The following is a 20,955-nucleotide window of genomic DNA, read 5'->3' on the forward strand; positions in this document are numbered from 1 at the left end:
CGGAACCCGACCATGAAAATCGTCAACATCCTCGAATCCACCCGCCCCATCAAGTCGGACATCCGCAACGCCTACATCGATTTCTCGAAGATGACGCTGAGCCTGGTCGCCGTGGTCACCGACGTGATCCGCGACGGCAAGCCGGTCATCGGCTATGGCTTCAATTCGAACGGCCGCTACGGCCAGGGCGGGCTGATCCGCGAGCGCTTCCTGCCGCGCCTGCTGGAGGCCGAACCCGCGTCGCTGCTCGACGAGACCGGCGACAACCTCGATCCGCACAAGATCTGGGCCCGCATGATGATCAACGAGAAGCCCGGCGGCCACGGCGAGCGCTCGGTGGCCGTGGGCACCATCGACATGGCCGTCTGGGACGCCACCGCCAAGATCGCCGGCAAGCCGCTCTACCAGCTGCTGGCCGAGCGCTACGGCACCGGCAAGCCGAACCCGCGCGTGTTCGTCTACGCGGCCGGCGGCTACTACTACCCCGGCAAGGGCCTCGAAGGCCTGCAGCGCGAGATGACCAGCTACCTGGAGCGCGGCTACTCGGTGGTGAAGATGAAGATCGGCGGCGCGACGCTCGCCGAAGACTGCGAGCGCATCGAGTCGGTGCTGAAGATCCTCGGCCCCGGCCAGCAGCTCGCGGTGGACGCCAACGGCCGCTTCGACCTGAAGACCGCCGTCGACTACGGCCGCGCCCTCTCGCAATACCCGCTCTTCTGGTACGAGGAAGCCGGCGATCCACTCGACTACGAACTGCAGGCCAAACTCGGCGAGGTCTACTCGGGCCCCATGGCCACGGGCGAGAACCTGTTCTCGATGCAGGACGCGCGCAACCTCATCCGCCACGGCGGCATGCGCCCCGACCGCGACTGGCTGCAGTTCGACTGCGCGCTGAGCTACGGCCTCGTGGAGTACCTGCGCACGCTCGACATGCTCAAGGAAAACGGCTGGTCGCCCTCGCGCTGCATTCCGCACGGCGGCCACCAGATGTCCCTGGCCATCGCGGCCGGCCTCGGCCTCGGCGGCAACGAGAGCTACCCCGACCTGTTCCAGCCCTACGGCGGCTTCCCCGACGGCGTGAAAGTGGACAACGGCTACGTCACCCTGCCGCCGCTGCCCGGCATCGGCTTCGAAGGCAAGGCCGACCTCATCTCAGAGATGCGCGCCCTCGCGGCTTGATCAGGCGCGGCCCATTCGCGAGACACCGCGGAACCGGCTTGGCCGGGCCGCAGGTGTCGCCCCCCGGCGAGGGGGGTTGGCGTAGCGACACGAAGTGCGCGAAGCCTGGGGGGAGTACCAAGTTCATGGATGAAAGCCCGAGCGGCGCACCACCGGCTCCCATTGCGCGCGATAGGCCTTGAGCATCTGCGCCGTTTCCGGCGCGTTGCTGGCGACCGGCGTGATGAAGAGCGCCTCGGCCGCCTTCTGCAGGCCCGGGTCCTTCATCACGTCGCGGATCGAGTTGGCCAGCAGTTGCACCTTGGCGGGCGGCATGGCCGCTGGCGCGAAGAAGGTGTTCCAGCCGTCGGCATCGATCTTCATGCCGGCCTCGCTGAAGACCGGAATGTTGGGCGCGAAGCTCGCGCGCTTCTTGCCCGAGGTGGCAAGGATGCGGATCTTGCCGGCCACGTGCTGCGGGTAGAGCGAATCGAGCGTGTCGATGGCAATGGGCAGGCTGCCGTTGACCAGGTCGGCCGCCAGCGGCGCCGAGCCGCCATAGCCCTTGATCTGCGGCTGCACGCTCAGCGCGTCGCCCACCATCAGGCCGAAGAAGTGCGGCAGGCTGCCGGTGGCGGGCACGCCGAAGATGGCTTCCTCGGGGTGGGCCCACAGCCGGCCCACGAGGAACATCGCGCGGTCGAGCTGGAGCTTGCTGCCCACGGCCAGCGCGAAGTCGTAGCTGCTGACCTGCGAGACGGGCACGAAGTCCTTGTCGGGGTCGTAGCCCGCGTCCTTGATGACCAGCGGCGCGACCACCATCACGGCGGGGTTGCCCAGCATCAGCACGTTCTGCGCGGCGGGCGCGCGCTTCACCTCCTTGGCCGCGAGACGGCCGCCTTCGCCCGGACGGTTTTCCACGCTCACCTGCACGCCGAGCTTCGGCGTGAGCCGCTCGGCGATCAGCCGCGCGATGCGGTCGGTGCTGCCGCCCGGCGCATAGCCGACCACGAGGGTGAGCGGGCCGCCGTCCAGCGCGGCGGGCGCCTGGGCTTGGGCCAGGGGAGCGCAAGCGGCAAGGGCTGCGCCCCATGCCATGATGAGCTTGCGCCTGGAAAGGAATGCGGGCATCGGATCGGATCTCCTGCGGACGGTGGGCGCGAGCGGACGGACAGGCGCGCGCGGTTTTTCGCGGCGAAAATCGCGCGCCAAGACTGTTTCCGCTCGTTCAAATTTGTTACTGGTTTATACGTATGGGGAAACAGTTGATCTAATCCATCAACTGCCAGCCGAGGCGGGCGAACCACACTCCGCCCCTTTCCTCCCCGCCGACCTTCCCGCCCTTCCGTCATCCGTATGCAACAAGCTTTCCCCGATGCAGGAGCGTTGCGCGCGCCCCGTTCACTGGACGACCTGCTGCTCTACCGCATGGCACGCGCCGTGCGCGCGGGCAGCGGCATGGCGACCCGGCTGGTCGAAGGCGGCTTCGGCATCACGCGCCGCGAGTGGGGAATGATCGCCACGCTCGCGCAGGAGGGCGAGATGACGTCTTCGGCGCTGGCCGCGCTGCTGCACCTGGACCGCGTTCGCACCTCGCGCGGGCTGCGCAGCCTGGTCGAGAAGAAGCTGGTGCACCGCCGCCAGAACGCGGAGGACCGGCGCGAAGTGCACGTGCGGCTGAGCGCCTCGGGCCAGCAGCTTTTCGGCGGGCTCTTCCCGCGCATCGCGGGGCTGAACACCGAGCTGCTGGAAGGCGTGTCGCCGGCGGATCTCGATGCCTTCCTGCGCTGCCTGCGCCATCTGGAGCAGCGTGGCGAAGAGCTGCTCGCACAAGGCGTGGTCGCGGAAAAGGCCGACCGCCGCTCGGGCGGAACGCGCCACCGCTGGCCCGAACGCGGCGGCTGAGCCGCCTGATCCGGACCGTCAGGCCTGCACGTCCACCACGCTCCCCAGCGAGCCCGAGCCGCCGCGGCTGGCGCGCGGCGCACTGGCGGCGCTCTCTTCCAGCGAAGCCATGGCGCTCTGCTGGACGCTGGCCGTGCGCAGCGCGTTCATCTGCTGCTGCAGCATGGCCATCTTGGCCGCGAGCGCCTCGAGCTGCATCTGGATCGCCTTGCGCGCTTCGCCCTCGGGCGTGGCGACCAGCTGGGCCTGCGTTTCGGCGATCTGCTTCTGCGTCGTGGTGATCTGGCGCTGGATCTTCGCGATCTCCGCGTTGACGTCGCTACCGCTCCTCGTTGCGCTGCCGGTCGCCCCGATGGCATTCATCATTTCGATCCTCCGTTGTGGTTCGTGCAAGGCAAAGGATCCATATCGGCATCCGGCGCGAAAAATAGAGGGCAGCCCCTGATCGCCTTTCGTTCGCCCCTTCTCTCTTGCATGGCCGCCATCGCGGACTAGACTGAATTGCGAGGGCACCCGCGGTGCCGGGGGCCAAGGAGCCTGCCATGTACAAGCGTGTTCTCGTGGCAACCGACGGTTCCGCGCTGTCGGAGCGGGCGGTCGATTCCGCCATCGAGCTGGCCCTGCTCGCCAACGCGGAACTGGTGAGCGTCACCGTCGCGCACATCGAGCCCATCGGCTACTTCGAGGGTTCGATGATGCTGAGCCAGCGCGACATCGAGGCCGCGCAGGAGCAGTCGGACCAGGCCGCGCGCCGGCTGGTCGACAAGTCGGTCGCCACCGCGACGGCCAGGGGCGTTCGCAATCCGCGGGCCGTGGTCATGAAGTCGAACCAGGTGGCCGAGGCCATCATCGCGGCCGCGAAGAACCAGCAGTGCGACCTGATCGTGATGGCTTCCCACGGACGGCGCAGCCTTGCACGCCTGCTGATGGGCAGCGAGACGCTGCACGTGCTGACGCACTCGCACATCCCTGTGCTGGTGCTGCGCTAGCCGGCAACGCCAGGCGTCCTGCTCAGCTCGCGTACCGCTTCTCGAGCGCGTCGAGTTCGGGCTTGCCCACCAGCCGCTGGCGCTCCGCGAAGGGCACGACCAGCGCCGGGTCTTCGTCCACGCGCTTCGTGTCGCGCAGCACCGTGAGCGCCTTCTGCATGCCGGCGACGGCGCCCTGCAGCGCCGCATTGGCGTACAGCACGATGCCGTAGCCCAGGCCCGCGAGTTCCTCCGCGCCGAAGATCGGCGTCCTGCCGCCGATCACCATGTTCATGAGCTGCGGCTTCTTCAGCCGCTGCGGCAGCGCGCGGATCTCGTCGGCCGTGGTCACCGCTTCCACGAAGAGGATGTCGGCGCCGGCATCGCTGAACTGCTGCGCGCGCTCGATGGCGGCCTCGAAGCCCAGCGTGGCGGCGGCGTCGGTGCGGGCCATGATGAGCAGGTCGGGGTCGGTGCGCGCGTCCACCGCGGCCTTGATCTTGCTGACGGCCTCCTCGGTGGAGATCACGTCCTTGCCCGAGAAATGGCCGCAGCGCTTAGGTGCCACCTGGTCCTCGAACTGGATGCAGTCGGCGCCCGCGCGCTCCAGCACGCGCACCGTGTGACGCACGTTGAGCGCGTTGCCGAAGCCGGTGTCGGCGTCCACGATCAGCGGCAGGCCTACTGCGTCGCGGATGCGCGCCGTGTGGTCGGCGATCTCGTGCAGGCCCATGAAACCCTGGTCGGGCAGGCCGAACCACATGTTGGTGACGCCGGCGCCGGTGACGTAGATGGCCTCGAAGCCCAGGTCCTCGATCACGCGCGCCGACAGGGCGTTGAATGCGCCAGGCACCAGCACGCCGCGGCGTGCCTCGGCCAGGGCCCGGAGGGTCTTGCGAGTCGACATCGATTCTTCCTTGTCGTGTTGTGTTGACTTGTCTTGTTGATTCTCGAGCGTCACAGGGTATCGCCGGGCACACGCACCCAGCCTTCCATCAGCACGCGGGCGCTGCGGCTCATGACGGCCTTGGTCACGCGCCATTCGCCATCGACCCGGCTCGCCTGCGCGCCCACGCGCAGCGTGCCCGAGGGATGGCCGAAGCGCACGGCCGCGCGCTCGCCTCCGCCGGCAGCGAGGTTGACCAGCGTGCCCGGAATGGCGGCCGCGGTGCCGATGGCCACCGCCGCCGTGCCCATCATCGCGTGGTGCAGCTTGCCCATCGACAGCGCGCGCACCAGCAGATCGACATCGCCCGCCGCGACCGGCTTGCCGCTGGAAGCCGTGTAGCTCGCGGGCCTCGCGACGAACGCGACCTTCGGCGTGTGCTGCCGCCCGGCCGCCTCGCCGACGTTCGCGATGAGGCCCATCCGCACCGCACCGTGCGCGCGGATGGCCTCGAACTTCGCGAGCGCGGCGGCGTCGCCGTTGATCGCGTCCTGCAGCTCGGTGCCCGTGTAGCCGATGGCCTCGGCCTCGACGAAGATGGTCGGGATGCCGGCGTTGATCATCGTCGCGCGCAGCGTGCCGACGCCGGGCACCTCGAGTTCGTCGACGAGCCTGCCGGTGGGGAACATCGCGCCCCCGGCGCCTTCCTCTTCCGCGGCCGGGTCCATGAATTCGAGTTGCACCTCGGCGGCGGGAAAGGTCACGCCATCGAGTTCGAAGTCGCCGGTTTCCTGCACGGCGCCATCGGTCATCGGTACGTGCGCGACGATGGTCTTGCCGATATTGGCCTGCCAGATGCGCACCACCGCCACGCCGTCGCGCGGCACGCGGTTCGCGTCGACCAGGCCGTTGGCGATGGCGAAGGGGCCGACCGCCGCCGAGAGGTTGCCGCAGTTGCCGCTCCAGTCGACGAAGGGCTGGTCGATGGACACCTGGCCGAACAGATAGTCCACGTCGTGGCCGGGCCTGTCGCTCTTCGAAAGAATCACCGCCTTGCTCGTGCTGGAAGTGGCGGCGCCCATGCCGTCGATCTGCTTGCCGTAGGGGTCGGGGCTGCCGATGACGCGCAGCAGCAGCGCGTCGCGCGCCTTACCGGGCACCTGCGCGGCTTCGGGCAGGTCCTGCAGGCGGAAGAACACGCCCTTGCTGGTGCCGCCGCGCATGTAGGTGGCGGGAATCCTGATTTGTGGTGCGAGGGCCATGGTCGTGCGATTGTCGGTTCAGGCGATGGCGGGCGCCGCCGCGTTCGAGGCGAGGAAGTCCTGCGCGAAGCGCTGCAGCACGCCGCCGGCCTCGTAGATCGACACTTCCTCGGCGGTGTCGAGGCGGCAGGTCATCGGCACTTCGAGCCGCTCGCCGTTGCGGCGATGGACCACCAGCGTCAGGTCGGCGCGCGGCTCGCGCGCGCCGATCACGTCGTAGGTCTCGGTGCCGTCCAGGCCCAGCGTCAGGCGGCTGGTGCCGGGCCTGAATTCGAGCGGCAGCACGCCCATGCCGATCAGGTTGGTGCGGTGGATGCGCTCGAAGCCCTCGGCCGCGATGGCCTCCACGCCCGCCAGCCGCACGCCCTTGGCGGCCCAGTCGCGCGAGGAGCCCTGGCCGTAGTCGGCGCCCGCCACGATGATCAGCGGCTGCCTGCGCAGCATGTAGGTCTCGATGGCCTCCCACATGCGCATGACCTGCCCTTCGGGCTCCACGCGCGCGAGCGAGCCGGCGCGCACGCTGCCGTCTTCCTTGCGCACCATCTCGTTGCGAAGCGTGGGGTTGGCGAAGGTGGCGCGCTGCGCCGTGAGGTGATCGCCGCGATGGGTGGCGTACGAGTTGAAGTCCTCCTCGGGCAGGCCCATCCTGTGGAGGTACTCGCCGGCCGCGCTGTCCATCAGGATCGCGTTGGAGGGCGAGAGGTGGTCGGTGGTGATGTTGTCCGGCAGGATCGCCAGCGGCCGCATGCCCCTGAGCGTGCGCTCGCCGGCCAGCGCGCCTTCCCAGTAGGGCGGGCGGCGGATGTAGGTGGACGCGGCGCGCCACTCGTACAGCGGCGCAACCTTGGCGGCGGTGTCGGGCTGGATCGCGAACATCGGCTCGTACACCTCGCGGAAGTGCGCAGGCTTCACGCTCGACTTCACGATGGCGTCGATCTCCGCGTCGTCGGGCCAGATGTCCTTCAGCCGCACTTCCCTGCCGTCGATCACTCCCAGCACGTCGCGCTCGATGTCGAAGCGCACGGTGCCGGCAATGGCGTAGGCCACCACCAGCGGCGGCGAAGCAAGAAATGCCTGCTTCGCATACGGGTGGATGCGGCCGTCGAAATTGCGGTTGCCCGAGAGCACCGCCGTCGCATACAGGTCGCGATCGACGATCTCCTGCTGGATCGCCGGGTCCAGCGCGCCCGACATGCCGTTGCACGAAGTGCAGGCGTAGGCAACCACGCCGAAGCCGAGTTGCTCCAGCTCGCCCATCAGGCCGGCTTCCTGCAGGTACAGCGTCACGGCTTTGGAACCCGGCGCGAGCGACGACTTGACCCAAGGCTTGCGCACAAGGCCCAGCCGGTTGGCGTTGCGCGCGAGCAGGCCCGCGGCGATCACGTTGCGCGGATTGCTGGTGTTGGTGCAACTGGTGATGGCCGCGATGATCACGGCGCCATCGGGCATGCGGCCCGGCTCGTCGCGCCACGGCGCCGCGATGCCGCGCGCCGCGAGTTCGGTGGTGGCGACTCGCGCATGCGGATTCGACGGGCCGGCCATGTTGCGCACGACGGTCGACAGGTCGAAGTGCAGCACGCGCTCGTACACCGCGTCCTTCAGCGCGTCGGCCCACAGGCCTGTGTGCTTCGCGTAGGTTTCGACCAGCCGCACCTGCTCGTCGCTGCGGCCTGTGAGGCGCAGGTAGTCGATGGTCTGCTGGTCGATGGCGAACATCGCCGCCGTGGCGCCGTACTCGGGCGCCATGTTCGAGATGGTTGCGCGGTCTCCCAGCGTGAGGCTGGCCGCGCCCTCGCCGTGGAACTCCAGGTACGCGCCCACCACCTTCGACTGGCGCAGGAACTCGGTCAGCGCCAGCACCACGTCGGTGGCGGTGATGCCCGGCCGGGGCCGGCCCGAGAGCTTCACGCCGACGATGACGGGCAGGCGCATCCACGAGGCGCGGCCCAGCATCACGTTCTCCGCTTCCAGGCCGCCCACGCCGATGGCAACGACGCCCAGCGCATCCACGTGCGGCGTGTGGCTGTCGGTGCCCACCAGCGTGTCGGGGTAGGCCACGCCGTCCTGCGCGTGCACCACGGGCGACATCCGCTCCAGGTTGATCTGATGCATGATCCCGTTGCCCGGCGGGATCACCTCCACGTTCCTGAAGGCCCGCTTCGTCCAGTCGATGAAGTGGAAGCGGTCTTCGTTGCGCCGGTCTTCTATGGCGCGGTTCTTCGCGAAGGCATCGGGGTCGAAGCCGCCGCACTCCACCGCCAGCGAATGGTCGACGATGAGCTGCACCGGCACCACCGGATTCACCTGCGCCGGGTCGCCGCCCTGCTCCGCGATGGCATCTCGCAGCCCGGCCAGGTCGACCAGCGCGGTCTGGCCCAGGATGTCGTGGCACACCACGCGCGCCGGAAACCACGGGAAGTCGTGCTCCCTCTTTCCCTCGACGATCTGCAGCAGGCTGCGTTCGAGGATGGCCGGGTCGCAGCGGCGCACGAGGTTCTCGGCGTGCACGCGCGAGGTGTAGGGCAGCGTGGCCCAGGCGCCGGGACGCAGCGCCTCGACGGCTTCGCGCGCGTCGAAATGGTCGAGGGAAGTGCCGGGGAGGTTCTTGCGGTACTGGATGTTCATGGGGCGGCGCTCGGGCCTCTTTTTCGTCTTGGCGTGGCTTGTCTCTTCTTCGCTTTTTACTTCCGATCCTGGATCGGCGCGAACTTCATGTCTTCCGGGCCCGTGTAGTTGGCGCTCGGCCGGATGATCTTGTTGTCGATGCGCTGCTCGATGATGTGCGCCGCCCAGCCCGAGGTGCGCGCGATGACGAAGAGCGGCGTGAACATGGCCGTGGGCACGCCCATCATGTGGTAGCTCACGGCGCTGAACCAGTCGAGGTTGGGAAACATCTTCTTCGCCTCCCACATCACGCCTTCGAGCCGCTCGGCGATGTCGAACATCTTGGTCGAGCCGGCCTCCTGCGACAGCGATCTCGCCACGCCCTTGATGACCACGTTGCGCGGGTCGCTCACCGTGTAGACCGGGTGGCCGAAGCCGATCACCACCTCCTTCGCCTCGACGCGGCGGCGGATGTCGGCCTCGGCCTCCGCAGGCGAGTCGTAGCGCTTCTGGATCTCGAAGGCCACTTCGTTGGCGCCGCCGTGCTTGGGTCCGCGCAGCGCGCCGATGGCGCCGGTGATGGCCGAGTACATGTCGGAGCCCGTGCCAGCCACCACGCGCGCTGTGAAGGTCGATGCGTTGAACTCGTGCTCGGCGTAGAGGTTGAGCGAGGTGTGCATCGCGCGAACCCACGCGGCGGAAGGCTTCTGGCCGTGCAGCAGGTGAAGGAAGTGGCCGCCGATGGAGTCGTCGTCGGTCTCCACGTCGATGCGCCTGCCCTGCGTCGACCAGTGGTACCAGTACAGCAGCATGGAGCCGAGCGAAGCCATCAGCCGGTCGGCGATGTCGCGCGCGCCCGGCAGGTTGTGGTCTTCCTTCTCGGGGAGCATGCAGCCCAGCGACGAGACGCCGGTACGCATCACGTCCATCGGGTGCGCGCTGGCGGGCAGCTGCTCCAGCGCCTCCTTCAGGCTCGCGGGCAGGCCGCGCATCGACTTGAGCTTCGCCTTGTAGGCGCGCAGTTCCGCCGCCGTGGGCAGCTTGCCGTGCACCAGCAGGTGCGCGATTTCCTCGAACTCGCAGACCTCGGCGATGTCGAGGATGTCGTAGCCGCGGTAGTGCAAGTCGTTGCCGGTGCGCCCGACGGTGCACAAGGCAGTGTTGCCGGCCGTCACGCCGGACAGGGCCACGGATTTCTTGGGCTTGATGCCGGGGGCGGTGGGGGTTGCGGTGTCGCTCATGCTTCTTCCTTTTCTGGATTCGGGTGTGCCGGGTTTGCCTGGCGTGCCGGGTGTGCCTTCGGGATGCGCATGGGCCGCCCGCCCTTGTCGACGGCGACCATCTCGAAGAAGGAGCGCAGCGCCTCGCGCGGCGCGTGCCCCAGTTGCTCGAAGCTGCCGGTGACGCTGACCGTGAGCGAACTGCGGCCCTGGCGGCTGACCCATGCGCGCAGCCGCAGCACGCTGCCGACCGGCACGGGTGCGAGGAACTGCGCGTCGCCGCAGCCGGCCATCACGACGTCGGCCTGTGCGAAGGCCCGCGCCGCCAGGAACGCCGCCTTGGACATCAGCATCAGGGCGTTGCCGCCGAACAGGGTGCCGTAGTGGTTCGCATGCTCCGGGAACACGATTTCCGTGAGTTCGAGCGCCGTGTTCCTGTCTGTCATGGTTCGCAATTTACGCAAATGCGCGCCCATAATGAAGGACTGAATCAGCCAATCATTGCGAATGAAAAACCTCTGTTTTGCAAATCTTGCGAACATCAGGATTGCGCAAACCGGCGAGCCGTTCCGAGGAGCCGCACGATGAGCAAGACCTTCATGGGCGTGCGCCTGCGCAAGCTGCGCGCCGAACGCGGCATGACGCAGGTGGCGCTGGCCCAGGCGCTGGGCCTGTCGCCCAGCTACCTGAACCAGATCGAGCAGAACCAGCGGCCGCTCACGGTCGCCGTGCTGCTCAAGATCAGCCGCACGCTGGGCGTCGACGTGCAGCAGTTTTCTGAAGACGAGGAAGCCCGCCTCGTCTCGAGCATGCGCGATGCGCTGGCCGACAACCCCGGCGGAGAAGCCGTCGCGCTGCCCGAGCTGCGCGAAGTGGCCTCGCAGATGCCCGCGGTGGCGCGCGCCCTGCTCGCGCTGCACCGCCGCCACCAGGAAGCGATGGAGCGCCTGGAGATCATGGCCACCGAGCTCGGCGACGGACGCGGCGAGCTCACGAATGCGCGCCCCATGCCCTTCGAGGCCGTGCGCGACTTCTTCTTTGCCCACCAGAACCATTTCGAGGAGCTGGACCTGCAGGCCGAAAGGCTCGCCGACGAGGCGCGCGGCCACGGCGGCCCGCTGTCCGGATGGCTGCAGCAGCGGCTCCTGGAGCAGCACGGCGTGCGCGTGGTGCCCACCGACGACGACGCCATCGACAGCCAGCGCCGCTACGACCCCGCAACCCGCGTGCTGCGCCTGTCGGCTGGCCTGGAGCCGGGCCAGCAGTCGTTCCAGCTTGCGACCCAGCTGGCGCTGCTGGAGCAGACGCGGCTGATCGAATCACTGCTGGAAGGCGCCGGCTTCAACGACGCGCCGACGCATGCGCTGGCCCGCATCGGGCTGGCGAACTACTTCGCCAGCGCGGTGCTGCTGCCCTACGGCCTGTTCCTGAAGGCCGCGGAAAGCCTGCGCTACGACATCGACCTGCTGGCGCGCCGCTTCGGCGTCGGCTTCGAGACGGTGTGCCATCGCCTGAGCTCCATGCAGCGGCCCGGCGCGCCCGGCGTGCCTTTCTTCTTCATCCGGGTGGACCGCGCGGGCAACATCTCGAAGCGGCAGTCGGCCACGCACTTCCACTTCTCCAAGACCGGTGGCACCTGCCCGCTGTGGAACGTGTACGAGGCCTTCGCGCAGCCCGGGCGCGTGCTGCGGCAACTCGCGCGCATGCCCGACGGACGCACCTACCTGTGGGTGGCGCGCACGGTGTCGCATGGCCAGCGCGGCTTCGACTCGCCCAGCAAGACCTTCGCCATCGGACTGGGCTGCGACATCCGCCATGCGCCGCGCCTGATCTATTCCAAGGGACTGGACCTGACCGACCAGGACGTACCCACGCCCATCGGCATGGGCTGCAAGGTGTGCGAGCGCGTGGCCTGCCCGCAGCGGGCGTTCCCGTTCATCGGGCGTGCGCTGGACGTGAACGAGAACGAAAGCCGGTTCACGCCCTACGCAGTGGCCGACGCGTAGCGGGCAGCCTCAAACGACCGAGACAGCAGCCGATGCGGCGGGGCGGCCGTCGCCGAAGACCGGCGGCGTCTTCACGATCGACTCCAGCGCGGGCTCGGCCACGCGCAACGCGGCAAGGTCGGGACGCGGGCGGCGCAATTCGGGGTTCGCCGAGAACGCCGTCTCCATCGCATGCGCCGCGCCCAGCAGCAGGTGGTCGGCCCTGAATCCGCCCACGACCTGCAGCCCGAAGGGCATGCCCGCGTGGTCGAGTCCGCAGGGCAGCGCGATCGCCGGATGCGTGGTCAGCGTGACCACGTAGGTCAGCGCCAGCCAGCGGTAGTAGTTGGCCTGCGGCTCGCCGTTGATGGTCGCGGCGTAGAGCTGCGTCCACGGGAAGGGCGAGACGGGCGTGGTCGGCGACAGCACGAGGTCGTATTCGACGAAGGTCGCCTGGAAGCGCTTGAGAAGCCGCGTCTGCTCGGCCTGTGCCCAGGCGCTGTCGAGCAGGCTCATCTTCGCGCCCATCTCGTAGTTGGCGCGCGGGTTGGGGCCAAGGCTTTCGGGGTCGCGCTCGTAGGCCGCCTGCATGCCGGCCACGAAGGCCTCGGCGCGCAGTACGTCGAAGCAGCGGTGCGCCTCGCCCATGTCGAAGTCGACCTTGTCGCAGCGGCCGAACAGGTGCCGCATGGCTTCGATCTTGCGACGGAAGGTGGCGCGGATGCCGTCGTCCACCGCGCAGGTGCCGAAGTCCTCGGTCCACGCCACGCGCAGCCTGCCGAGGTCGACGTGCTGCGGCGTGAGGAAGGACAGCGCATCCAGCGGATAGCTCAGCGGATCGCCCGCGCTCATGCCGGCGGACGCAGCCAGTTGCAGGCAGGCCTCTTCCACGGTGCGGCCCATGGGGCCGACCACCGAGATCGGCGTCCAGCCCAGCGGCTTGCGCACGCTGGGCACCACGCCCGGCGATGGCCTGAAACCCACCACGCCGCACTTGGCAGCCGGAATGCGCAGAGAGCCGCCGGTGTCGGAGCCGGTGCACACGGGCAGCATGTCGCAGGCCAGCGCGGCCGCCGAGCCGCCCGACGAGCCGCCAGCGTTGAGATTCGGGTTGAAGGGGTTGCCCGTGGCTCCCCACACGTCGTTGCGCGAGTTGGCGCCCGCGCCCATCTCCGGCACGTTGGTCTTGCCCGCGACGATGGCGCCCGCGCGGCGCAAGCGCGCCACGAGCTCGATGTCTTCCGTCGGCACGTGATCGCGGTAGATCGGCGAGCCCCATGTGGTGAGCAGGCCCTCGGTGGGCTCCAGGTCCTTCACGCCCATCGGCAGGCCGTGCAGCAGGCCCAGCGCGTCGCCGCGCATGACGGCGCTTTCCGCCGCCTTGGCTTCGGCGCGCGCGCGCTCGAAGCAGGTGGCGGTGACGGCGTTGACGAAGGGATTCACGCGCTCGATGCGCGCGATGCATGCCTCCAGCAGCTCGACGGGCGAGACCTGTTTGCTGCCGATGAGGCGGCGCAGCTCGACGGCGGATTTCTCGACGAGTTCAGCGGCGGTGTCGTGCGTGGTTTTGGTGAAGCTCATCAGTCGGCGGTGATGTTGGCGCGGGCCGCGACGGCACGCATGATCGGCAGTTCGCGGTTGATCAGCTCGACGCTCGCGGCGGCGTTGCTGTAGCTCGGCTCCAGGCCCGCGGCCAGCAGCTTGGTCTTCGTCTCCGGATCGGCAATCGCCGCGGCCAGCGCCTTCTCCAGCCTGGCCTTCACATCGGCGGGCACACCCTTCGGCGCCGCGAGCATGAGCCACGAATCCATGTCGACCTCGGCATAGCCGCTCTCCGCGAAGGTGGGCACGTCGGGCAGCAGCGCCGAGCGGCGCGCGGTGGTCAGCGCGATGGCCTTGATCTTGCCGCTCTTGAGCTGCGGGACGGCCGCGCTCACCGTGTCGATGCTGAACGGGATCTGGCCGCCCATCAGGTCGGTCATGGCAGGTGCGCTGCCCTTGTAGGGCACGTGCGTCATCTTCAGGCCGGTGGCATGCAGCATGGTTTCGCCCGCGAACTGCGCGGTGGTGCCGGTGCCGAAGGAGCCGTACGAATACTTGCCGGGCGAGGCCTTCACGTAGTCGACGAACTGCTTGACCGTCTGCACCGGCACTTCGCTGTTCGCCAGCAGGATGAGCGCGACGCGTCCGGCGATGCCGATCGGCTCGAAGCTCTTCACCGGGTCGTAGGGCAGGTTGCTGCGGATCGCCGGATTGACGGTGAAGGTGGAGCCCGAGCTCAGCAGCAGCGTGTAGCCGTCGGGCGCGGACTTCGCCACATAGCTCGCGCCGACCACCGTGCCGGCGCCGCCGCGGTTCTCGATCACCACGGGCTGGCCCAGTTCCTTGCCCAGGCGCTGCGCGATCACGCGGCCGTTGACGTCGGTGGCGCCGCCGGGCGGGAAGGGAATCACCAGCGTGACCGGCCGGGCGGGAAAGCCCGTCTCGGCGGCAAGAGAAGTCAGCGGCACGGCGCCAGATCCAAGGCTGCAGCAAAGCAATGCCATGCGCGCCACGAGCGGGAGACGGTTCATCGGAACTCCTGGAATTTCGACTGGAAGACTCGGGTTCGAGGTGGGAACGAGTTCATCCTAGGATCGTCATGCCGGTGTCACAAGCGCAATGTTTAGAATTCTGCGTTGCCGAATCGGCAATCGACAGCATCCGTCACAACCACGCGCAGGAGCCATTCATGCCGTCGCCTCGTGCCTTGCAGGAGCCCGCCGTCCGCTACTTCCTCGAGGTCGTGAAGACCGGTTCGGTGAAGGAAGCCGCGCTCAAGCTCAACGTGGCACCCTCGGCCGTGAGCCGGCAGGTGGCACGGCTGGAACGCGAACTCGACACGCTGCTCTTCGAACGCCACGCGCGCGGCATGGTGCCGAATGCCGCCGGCGAACTATTGGCCGCGCACGCCAAGCGCGCGCAGCAGGACATCGAGCGCGTCGCCAACGACATCGCCGGCCTGCGCGGACTGCGCACCGGGCACGTGCGCGTGGCGAGCACCGAAGGCTTCGCCTTCGACTTCATTCCCAGGCTGATCGCGCAGTTCCGCCTCAAGCACGCGGGTATCCGCTTTCACCTGGAGGTCTGCGCGCCCGCCGACATCTCGCGGCTGGTGCGCGACGGCGAAGCGGACGTGGGCATCACGCTCAGTGCCCTGCCCGAGCCGGGCATCGAGGTCGAGTTGCGGCACCCGAGCCCCATCCTGGCCGTGATGGCCATGGACCATCCGCTCGCGCAGCAGCGGCAGCTGTCGCTCCGCCAGGTGGTGGCCTATCCGCTGGGGCTGCCGCAGGAAGACAGCTCCATCCGCCGGCTGCTCGATGCGAGCTGCTCGCGGCAGGAGCTGCGCTACGAGCTGGCGATGTCGAGCAACCACGCGAATTCGCTGCTGAGCTTCGCGGCGGCCGGCGGCGGCAGCATCGCCTTCTACGGGCCGCTGTCGATCCGCACGCTGCTACAGAGCAAGGCGCTGGTCGCCATTGCGCTGAAGGACCGCGAGATGCACGAGCGGCACCTCGCCATCGAGACCATGGCGGGCCGCTCGCTACCCGATGCGGCAAGGGCCTTCGTGCGCTTCCTGGTCGACGCGGTGAAGGCTTCGGGCTGAGCCCTCAGGGCTTCATCAGCGTGTTCGACGGCAGCGTCTCGTCGAGCAGCTTGCGCCCCGTCTCCACGCCCGCCACCGGCAGCAGCTTCGCGTCGAGCAGCCCCACCTGCACCAGCACGCTGGCCTGATCCCAGTAGATGTGCTCGTGATAGAGCTTGTCGCCGCGGAACTTGATGACCGCGAGCAGCGGGATCTCCACGCGCTTTCCGGTCGGCGCCACGCCCGGCAGCATCCACGGGATCTCGGTGGTGTGGGTGAAGCAGAACAGCATCTCGTCGACCACCTGCGTGGCGCCGATGGTGCGCGAGATGGGCACCAGCGAGGTGTCGGGCGGATTGCTGTTGACGAAGTGGTTCGTATAGAACGCGTGCAGGTTCTTGTAGCCCACGCCGCCGGTCATGGTCGGGATGTGGTTGACGTAGGGCTCGGCCACCATGGTGCTCATGGTGTCGTCGACGTTGCGCGTGCCGAACTCGTACTCGCAGTGCTTGTCCCACAGCGCCGAGAGGTCGTAGTGCGGGCCGATGGCTTCCTTCAGCGTGGCGATGCTGCGCTCGTGCGCCATCAGCGCGGATGGCTTGTGGAAGTGCTCGCCGCCGAGGCGCGCGAAGGCGTGGTCCATGCCCGGGTACACGTGCAGCGAGACGCCGGGGCGTCCCTTGAGCGCCGCGACGATGCGCTCGCGCGCCTCGGGCGGGCAGAACTTGTCGAGCTCGGCGATGTGCAGCGTGAGCGGGCGCTTGATGTTGTCGGCCTCGTCGAGCGCGGCGTCGATGCCCACGCCGTAGTAGCCCACGGCCACGTCCGCGTCGGTGCGGCAGGCCGCGAGGTAGGCCAGCTTGCCGCCGAGGCAGAAGCCGAGCACGCCGACCTTGGCGTCCTTCACCTCGGGCCGGCTGCGCAGCGCGGTGATGGAGGCCTGCATGTCCTCCATGCCCTTGGCCTCGTCGAAGCCCTGGTAGAAGCCGAAGGCGCGCTGCCAGTCTTCCGGCGAGTAGCCCAGCTCCACGTCGGGCTGCTGGCGCCAGAACAGGTCGGGCACGAGCACCACGTAGCCTTCCTCGGCGTAGTAGTCGGCCACCTCGCGCATGGTGGCATTCACGCCGAAGATTTCCTGCGCGATGACCAGCCCAGGGCCGCTGCCCGAGGCAGGCAGTGCGAGGTAGCCGCTGAAGCTGCCGCTTCCGTCGGTGGCCTCGATGCGGATGCGCTGCGGTGCTGCTGCGGGGGTTGCTTTCTGCTGCATGTGTGTTGCTCCGTTCATGGGGTAGATGGTGGTGCGGGCCGCGCGCTCATTGCATGCATTCCGGATGTCGCGTGGTCACCTGGTAGTAGCCCGAATGAAAGACCAGCGGCTCGCCGTCGAAGCGGTCGTAGCGCTCGACCTCGCCGATGAAGATGAGGTGGTCGCCGCCATCGTACTGCCTGACGTTGCGGCACACGAAGCGGGCGATGACGCCGTTGAGCAGCGGCACGCCGGCCGTGCCCTCGCAGCAGTCCACGCCGCCGAACTTGTCCGCCTGCGGTGTGGAGAACTGCCGCGACAGGTGATGCTGGTGCGCCGAGAGCACGTTGATCGCGAAGTGGCTGGCGCCGGTGAAGTCGGCCAGGCTCGGCGCCTGCCGCGCAAGGCTCCACAGCACCAGCGGCGGGTCCAGCGAGACCGACGAGAAGGAGTTGGCCGTCATGCCCACGCGCCGGCCGTCCATCGCCCGCGTGGTGATGACGGTCACGCCGGTGCTGAACTGCCCGAGCGCCTTGCGGAAGTCGCGCCGGTCGAAGCGGTCCACCACGGCCTCGCGGGCGCGGTCTTCCAGGAAGCGGTCGGCCTCGACGGCATCGAACCACCAGGGCGCGAAGACGCGCGGATCGTCGAAGCCGTTGACGACGATGCTCGCGACCGCGGGCATGCTGGAGGCGCTCTGCAGCAGCTTCTGCAGATGCGACTTCGGCGGCGCGAGCAGGCTGTTGGTCCAGCTTGTCGCCCAGCGGGCGTAGCCTTCCCAGTAGCGGTCGAAGGTCTGCTGCATCCAGGCGGCGTCGAAGGGCGCGTCGCCGTGTTCGAGGATGCGCTTCAGGTAGATGTCGGCGCACTTGGCCGCGTTGTTCGAGCCCTGACCGGTGATCGGGTCGTTGAGCACCACCGCGTCGGCAAGGCCCAGCACCTTGCGCCCGGAAGGCAGCCTCGCCACCGGCTTGCGCACCGTGGGCGTGAAGCGGCCCGAGAGAATGCCGTTGTCGTCGGTCAGCTCGATGTCTGTGCAGCGCTCGGCCTCCCAGGGCAGGAAGGTCTCGAGGATCTGCTTGCTGCGCGCGAGGTGCTCCTGCGGCGTCTTCACGTCGGCCCAGCAATCCATCGGGCCGCCGGGCACGCCTTCGAACACCATGATCTCGCACGGTCCCGTCGTCGTCAGCGCCGGGAACACGAAGTACTCGCCCACGCCGGGAATGAGGTTGAAGCACACGGCCGAATGCGGCTCGCGCGGCTTCATGCCCTTCACGTAGGTCAGCGCCAATGCGCGCTGCGGCTGCCCATAGGGCGAGCGCTCGTCGTCGCGCTCGAAGAGCCTGGAGATCTCGCCCTTGCCGCTTGCGACGACCACGAGGTCGTTCATCTGCGCGCAGGTTTCCAGGTCGTCGATGTCCATGTCCCGCAGCACGAGCCGGCCGCCGCGCTTCTCGAACTCGTCCATCCAGGCCGGGATCTTGACGCGCTGGTCGACCGACTGCGCGGGCCCGTCGAGCTTCGCGCTCCACTCGATGGCCTTGCCGCCCTCGGGGTTGCGGACCGCGATGCCGATGCCTTCCACAGGCGGACATTCATCCGCCCACCAGTCCAGCCCCAGTTCGCGCTCGGTCTGCAGCGCGGTCTCGAACATGCACTGGCTGGACATCACCGGCCCTTCGCCGATCTCCCGCGCGTCGCGGTTGGAGAAGACCGTCACCTCGAGCCCCGCGCGCTGCAGGCCGAGCGCGAGCTGCATGCCGGACTGGCCGGCGCCGACGATGGCCACGCGTCGCTTCATGCTCTCGCTCCGGGCTACGCGACTGCGGCGCAGGTGTCGATGAAGCGCTGCGCTTCGGCAGCGTCCGCGAACCACGGGAAGAAGGTGCGCGGATCGTCGAAGCCGTTGGCGAATGCGCTGGCCAGCGGCGGCATCGCGCCGGCGCCGCCGAGCAGGTTCAGCACATGAGGTGGAGGCGGTGCGAGCAGCATGTTGGTCCACTGCGTGACCCATTGCGCGTAACCGAACCAGTAGCGGTCGAAGGTCTGCTGCATCCAGGCGGCGTCGGCCGGGCCGTCGCCGCGCGCGAGGATGCTCTTGAGGTATGTGTCGGCGCACTTGGCCGCGTTGTTGGAGCCCTGGCCGGTGATGGGGTCGTTGAGCACCACCACGTCGGCGAGGCCCAGCACCTTGCGTCCCGAAGGCAGCGTCGCCACCGGCTTGCGCACCGTCGGCGCGAAGCGGCCCGCGAGGATGCCGTTGTCGTCGGTCAGCTCGATGTCGTGGCAGCGCTCGGCCTCCCACGGCGTGAAGGTGTCGAGGATCCACTTGCTGCGCGCCAGATGCTCCTGCGGCGTCTTCACGTCGGCCCAGCAGTCCATCGGGCCGCCGGGCACGCCTTCGAACACCATGATCTCGCAGGGGCCCGTTGTGGTCAGCGCCGGGAAGACGAAGTACTCGCCCACGCCGGGAATGAGGTTGAAGCACACCGCCGAGTGGGGCTCGCGCGGCTTCATGCCCTTCACGTAGGTCAGCGCCAGCGCGCGCTGCGGCTTGTCGTAGGTGGACTTGTGAGCGTCGCGCTCGAAGAGCCTGGAGATCTCGCCCTTGCCGCTGGCCACCAGCGTGAGGTCGTGGGTCTGCGTGCAGGTCTCGAGCTCGTCGATGCCCGCGTCCTTGAAGACGAGCTCGCCGCCCTTCTTTCGGAACTCGTCCATCCAGGCCGGAATCTTCACGCGCTGGTCGACCGACTGCGCGCTCGAATTCAGCCGCGCGACCCAGTCGATGGCCTTGGCGCCCTTCTGCTCGGGATGCGGCACGGCCAGGCCGATGCCGTCCACCGTGGGGCATACGCTCGCCCAATGGTCCAGGCCCAGGTCGCGCTCGATCTGCAGCGAGGTGTGGAACATGCACTGGCTGGACATGACCTTGCCCTGGCGGATGTCCTCACCCGTGCGGTTGCTGAACATCGTGACCTCGTAGCCCGCGGCGAGCAGTCCGAGACCCAGTTGCAGGCCCGACTGGCCCGCGCCGACGATGGCGATTCGCTTCATTTCATGCTCCTTCGATGCTCCGGGTGGAGCGGGTCAGTCCATCAGCTTGGGAATGGCGGGAACGGCCTGCTCGGGGCCCATGGCGGAGTAGCCGCCGTCCACCGCGTAGTCGGCGCCGGTCACGAAGCTCGCGTGGTCGGAGCACAGGAACAGCACCACCTGCGCCACCTCGTCGGGGTCGCCGACGCGGCCCAGCAGGTGGAAGGGCGCGGCCACGCGGTCGGTCTTGGCGCGGTCGCCGTTGGTGAGCTGGTTCATCACGGCCGACCACGTCCAGCCCGGCGACACGCTGTTCACGCGGATGCGATCAGGCGCGAGGTCCATCGCCATGTTGCGCGTGAGCTGCGCCATCGCGGCCTTGCTCACCGGATAGAGCCAGCGGCCCGTCTGCGCCACGCTCGACGAGATGCTCGTGAAATTGACCACCGCGCCGCCACCCGCCGCCACCATGTGCGGGTGCACGGCCTGCAGCATTGCCACGGCGCTCGCCACGTTCACGTTGAAAGAGGTGAGCCAGTCGGCGCGCGGAGACTTGAAGCCGTCGTCCACATAGGAGCACGCCAGGTTGACGAGGAAGTGCACGCCGCCGTGCCGCTCGGCCGCCTCCGTCACGCAGGCCTTCACCTGTGCGTCGTCGGTGATGTCGGTGCGCACGAAGCGCGCGCCGGCGCCCAGCGAATCGGCCAGCGGCTGGCCGTTGCCGGCGTCGATGTCGGCGATGACGACCTTCACGCCCGCCGCATGCAGGGCGCGCACCACGCCCGCGCCTATCAGTGTGGAGCCACCGGTGACGATGGCGCTCTTGCCTTCGAGTCCCTTGAACATGACGCTTGCTCTCCTCGGTTTGATCGGGCAGGCCCGGCTGGTGCCTGTGGAGCGAACGTTATGGGCAAGGGTGACCCGGGCGAGTCCCGCAAACGCAGGCCATGTCCCTGGCGCGCAGTTTTCTTGCGGGGCCTGCCGGGAGGCCCCAAGGGGAGGCCCGAATTGTGGGCAGGGATGGTTTTTGCTACGGTGCCCACGCCCCGCCCTCGCCCTG

The 20,955-nt window shown here is 68.5% G+C and carries 18 protein-coding genes and 1 pseudogene; 5 read left to right on the forward strand and 14 right to left on the reverse strand.

Annotation, left to right across the window (positions count from 1 at the left end; all coding sequences use genetic code 11):
- The first annotated feature begins 12 nt into the window (after positions 1-12).
- Positions 13-1,179 carry a mandelate racemase/muconate lactonizing enzyme family protein gene (locus SFB74_RS26950; RefSeq protein WP_432727469.1) on the forward strand — a complete coding sequence of 389 codons (1,167 nt, stop codon included), beginning with the start codon at positions 13-15 and terminating at the stop codon, positions 1,177-1,179.
- Positions 1,180-1,302: 123 nt separating this feature from the next.
- On the opposite strand, the gene SFB74_RS26955 is transcribed toward SFB74_RS26950, so the two are convergent.
- On the reverse strand, positions 1,303-2,289 hold the full coding sequence (locus tag SFB74_RS26955) for a tripartite tricarboxylate transporter substrate-binding protein (protein ID WP_432727470.1): 987 nt from the start codon (positions 2,287-2,289) through the stop codon (positions 1,303-1,305).
- 225 nt (positions 2,290-2,514) lie between these two features.
- On the opposite strand from SFB74_RS26955, the gene SFB74_RS26960 reads away from it, so the two are divergent.
- Positions 2,515-3,063 (forward strand): MarR family winged helix-turn-helix transcriptional regulator, encoded by a 549-nt coding sequence (locus SFB74_RS26960; protein ID WP_432727471.1) that lies wholly within the window; start codon positions 2,515-2,517, stop codon positions 3,061-3,063.
- Between the two features lie 18 nt (positions 3,064-3,081).
- Here the strand turns inward: SFB74_RS26960 and SFB74_RS26965 are convergent, their stop codons facing one another.
- A complete protein-coding gene (locus SFB74_RS26965; RefSeq protein WP_432727472.1) occupies positions 3,082-3,429 on the reverse strand; it encodes a FlxA-like family protein in 348 nt (115 codons plus the stop codon).
- A 176-nt stretch (positions 3,430-3,605) separates the two neighbouring features.
- On the opposite strand from SFB74_RS26965, the gene SFB74_RS26970 reads away from it, so the two are divergent.
- Complete coding sequence (locus tag SFB74_RS26970) at positions 3,606-4,052, forward strand: universal stress protein (protein WP_432727474.1); 447 nt, start codon at positions 3,606-3,608, stop codon at positions 4,050-4,052.
- A 22-nt stretch (positions 4,053-4,074) separates the two neighbouring features.
- Here the strand turns inward: SFB74_RS26970 and SFB74_RS26975 are convergent, their stop codons facing one another.
- From SFB74_RS26975 to SFB74_RS26995, 5 genes are read right to left on the reverse strand one after another with little or no spacing between them, the layout of a single operon-like run.
- On the reverse strand, positions 4,075-4,938 hold the full coding sequence (locus tag SFB74_RS26975; RefSeq protein ID WP_432727475.1) for an isocitrate lyase/PEP mutase family protein: 864 nt from the start codon (positions 4,936-4,938) through the stop codon (positions 4,075-4,077).
- A gap of 50 nt (positions 4,939-4,988) precedes the next feature.
- Positions 4,989-6,179, reverse strand: coding sequence for a 2-methylaconitate cis-trans isomerase PrpF (gene prpF / locus SFB74_RS26980; protein WP_432727476.1), 1,191 nt, complete (start codon positions 6,177-6,179; stop codon positions 4,989-4,991).
- An 18-nt stretch (positions 6,180-6,197) separates the two neighbouring features.
- Complete coding sequence (acnD, locus tag SFB74_RS26985; protein WP_432727477.1) at positions 6,198-8,804, reverse strand: Fe/S-dependent 2-methylisocitrate dehydratase AcnD; 2,607 nt, start codon at positions 8,802-8,804, stop codon at positions 6,198-6,200.
- Between the two features lie 56 nt (positions 8,805-8,860).
- Positions 8,861-10,024, reverse strand: coding sequence for a bifunctional 2-methylcitrate synthase/citrate synthase (prpC, locus tag SFB74_RS26990; RefSeq protein WP_432727478.1), 1,164 nt, complete (start codon positions 10,022-10,024; stop codon positions 8,861-8,863).
- A complete protein-coding gene (locus SFB74_RS26995; RefSeq protein WP_432727479.1) occupies positions 10,021-10,449 on the reverse strand; it encodes an acyl-CoA thioesterase in 429 nt (142 codons plus the stop codon). Before SFB74_RS26995 ends, prpC begins: the two co-directional genes overlap by 4 nt.
- Before the next feature lie 138 nt (positions 10,450-10,587).
- Here SFB74_RS26995 and SFB74_RS27000 point away from each other — a divergent pair, with 138 nt between their 5' ends.
- Positions 10,588-12,009 (forward strand): short-chain fatty acyl-CoA regulator family protein, encoded by a 1,422-nt coding sequence (locus tag SFB74_RS27000; protein WP_432727480.1) that lies wholly within the window; start codon positions 10,588-10,590, stop codon positions 12,007-12,009.
- 9 nt (positions 12,010-12,018) lie between these two features.
- On the opposite strand, the gene SFB74_RS27005 is transcribed toward SFB74_RS27000, so the two are convergent.
- On the reverse strand, positions 12,019-13,569 hold the full coding sequence (locus SFB74_RS27005; protein ID WP_432727481.1) for an amidase: 1,551 nt from the start codon (positions 13,567-13,569) through the stop codon (positions 12,019-12,021).
- Positions 13,569-14,561, reverse strand: coding sequence for a Bug family tripartite tricarboxylate transporter substrate binding protein (locus tag SFB74_RS27010; RefSeq protein WP_432727482.1), 993 nt, complete (start codon positions 14,559-14,561; stop codon positions 13,569-13,571). Before SFB74_RS27010 ends, SFB74_RS27005 begins: the two co-directional genes overlap by 1 nt.
- 158 nt (positions 14,562-14,719) lie before the next feature.
- Between SFB74_RS27010 and SFB74_RS27015 the strand changes: the two genes are divergently transcribed.
- Positions 14,720-15,637 (forward strand): LysR family transcriptional regulator, encoded by a 918-nt coding sequence (locus SFB74_RS27015; RefSeq protein WP_432727484.1) that lies wholly within the window; start codon positions 14,720-14,722, stop codon positions 15,635-15,637.
- 4 nt (positions 15,638-15,641) lie between these two features.
- Here the strand turns inward: SFB74_RS27015 and SFB74_RS27020 are convergent, their stop codons facing one another.
- The 5 genes and pseudogenes from SFB74_RS27020 to SFB74_RS27040 form a co-directional block, all read right to left on the reverse strand.
- On the reverse strand, positions 15,642-16,883 hold the full coding sequence (locus SFB74_RS27020) for a dienelactone hydrolase family protein (protein ID WP_432727485.1): 1,242 nt from the start codon (positions 16,881-16,883) through the stop codon (positions 15,642-15,644).
- A 46-nt stretch (positions 16,884-16,929) separates the two neighbouring features.
- Positions 16,930-17,430: a flavin reductase family protein gene (locus SFB74_RS27025; RefSeq protein ID WP_432732004.1), complete on the reverse strand. Its 501-nt coding sequence runs from the start codon at positions 17,428-17,430 to the stop codon at positions 16,930-16,932.
- Positions 17,425-18,663, reverse strand: a pseudogene (locus tag SFB74_RS27030) (styrene monooxygenase/indole monooxygenase family protein); the annotation flags it as partial. The gene SFB74_RS27025 and the pseudogene SFB74_RS27030, both read right to left, overlap by 6 nt.
- A gap of 14 nt (positions 18,664-18,677) precedes the next feature.
- Entirely contained in the window at positions 18,678-19,916 is a 1,239-nt protein-coding gene (locus SFB74_RS27035; protein ID WP_432727487.1) for a styrene monooxygenase/indole monooxygenase family protein, read from the reverse strand.
- Between the two features lie 33 nt (positions 19,917-19,949).
- On the reverse strand, positions 19,950-20,741 hold the full coding sequence (locus tag SFB74_RS27040; protein WP_432727488.1) for an SDR family oxidoreductase: 792 nt from the start codon (positions 20,739-20,741) through the stop codon (positions 19,950-19,952).
- Positions 20,742-20,955 lie beyond the last annotated feature (214 nt).

This window comes from Variovorax xiamenensis (assembly GCF_050916385.1).
Taxonomy (GTDB): domain Bacteria; phylum Pseudomonadota; class Gammaproteobacteria; order Burkholderiales; family Burkholderiaceae_C; genus Variovorax.

Bases quoted from the DNA above. Each gene is read 5' to 3' on its own strand.
- SFB74_RS26995 (WP_432727479.1), bottom strand. From the start codon at position 10,449: ATGACAGACAGGAACACGGCGCTCGAACTCACGGAAATCGTGTTCCCG.
- SFB74_RS26975 (WP_432727475.1), bottom strand. From the start codon at position 4,938: ATGTCGACTCGCAAGACCCTCCGGGCCCTGGCCGAGGCACGCCGCGGC.
- SFB74_RS26950 (WP_432727469.1), top strand. From the start codon at position 13: ATGAAAATCGTCAACATCCTCGAATCCACCCGCCCCATCAAGTCGGAC.
- SFB74_RS26955 (WP_432727470.1), bottom strand. From the start codon at position 2,289: ATGCCCGCATTCCTTTCCAGGCGCAAGCTCATCATGGCATGGGGCGCA.
- SFB74_RS26965 (WP_432727472.1), bottom strand. From the start codon at position 3,429: ATGATGAATGCCATCGGGGCGACCGGCAGCGCAACGAGGAGCGGTAGC.
- SFB74_RS27020 (WP_432727485.1), bottom strand. From the start codon at position 16,883: ATGCAGCAGAAAGCAACCCCCGCAGCAGCACCGCAGCGCATCCGCATC.
- SFB74_RS27005 (WP_432727481.1), bottom strand. From the start codon at position 13,569: ATGAGCTTCACCAAAACCACGCACGACACCGCCGCTGAACTCGTCGAG.
- SFB74_RS26970 (WP_432727474.1), top strand. From the start codon at position 3,606: ATGTACAAGCGTGTTCTCGTGGCAACCGACGGTTCCGCGCTGTCGGAG.
- SFB74_RS27010 (WP_432727482.1), bottom strand. From the start codon at position 14,561: ATGAACCGTCTCCCGCTCGTGGCGCGCATGGCATTGCTTTGCTGCAGC.
- SFB74_RS27040 (WP_432727488.1), bottom strand. From the start codon at position 20,741: ATGTTCAAGGGACTCGAAGGCAAGAGCGCCATCGTCACCGGTGGCTCC.
- SFB74_RS27035 (WP_432727487.1), bottom strand. From the start codon at position 19,916: ATGAAGCGAATCGCCATCGTCGGCGCGGGCCAGTCGGGCCTGCAACTG.
- acnD (WP_432727477.1), bottom strand. From the start codon at position 8,804: ATGAACATCCAGTACCGCAAGAACCTCCCCGGCACTTCCCTCGACCAT.
- prpC (WP_432727478.1), bottom strand. From the start codon at position 10,024: ATGAGCGACACCGCAACCCCCACCGCCCCCGGCATCAAGCCCAAGAAA.
- SFB74_RS27000 (WP_432727480.1), top strand. From the start codon at position 10,588: ATGAGCAAGACCTTCATGGGCGTGCGCCTGCGCAAGCTGCGCGCCGAA.
- SFB74_RS27015 (WP_432727484.1), top strand. From the start codon at position 14,720: ATGCCGTCGCCTCGTGCCTTGCAGGAGCCCGCCGTCCGCTACTTCCTC.
- prpF (WP_432727476.1), bottom strand. From the start codon at position 6,179: ATGGCCCTCGCACCACAAATCAGGATTCCCGCCACCTACATGCGCGGC.
- SFB74_RS26960 (WP_432727471.1), top strand. From the start codon at position 2,515: ATGCAACAAGCTTTCCCCGATGCAGGAGCGTTGCGCGCGCCCCGTTCA.